The following is a 334-nucleotide window of genomic DNA, read 5'->3' on the forward strand; positions in this document are numbered from 1 at the left end:
TGGCGGTGGCGGTGGGTGCGGGCAGCGACTTCCTGACGCCCATCGGGCACCAGTGCAACACGCTGGTGATGGGTCCCGGCGGCTACCGCTTCGCCGACTACCCCCGGCTGGGCGTGCCGCTGTCGCTGCTGGTGCTGGTGCTGGGCACCTTCCTGATCGCCTGGGTCTGGCCGCTCACGCCGTGAGGTGCCCGCCGTGAGGTGCGGCGGGCGGGCGGATCAGAGCCGCCTGGAGGAGCGGGGCCGCGCCCCGGCGCCCTGCGGGCCGTCGCCGCGCAGGAGGTTCCGCCGCACGGCCCGCAGATGGCGGGCGATGGGGGCAAGCTCCTCCAGCA

At 75.4% G+C, this 334-nt stretch carries 1 pseudogene; it reads left to right on the plus strand.

Annotation, left to right across the window (positions count from 1 at the left end):
• Positions 1–185: pseudogene (locus tag JT719_RS24425) on the plus strand (SLC13 family permease); the annotation flags it as partial.
• Positions 186–334 lie beyond the last annotated feature (149 nt).

This window comes from Sabulibacter ruber (assembly GCF_017355955.1).
Classification (GTDB): Bacteria; Bacteroidota; Bacteroidia; order Cytophagales; family Hymenobacteraceae; genus Nibribacter; species Nibribacter ruber_A.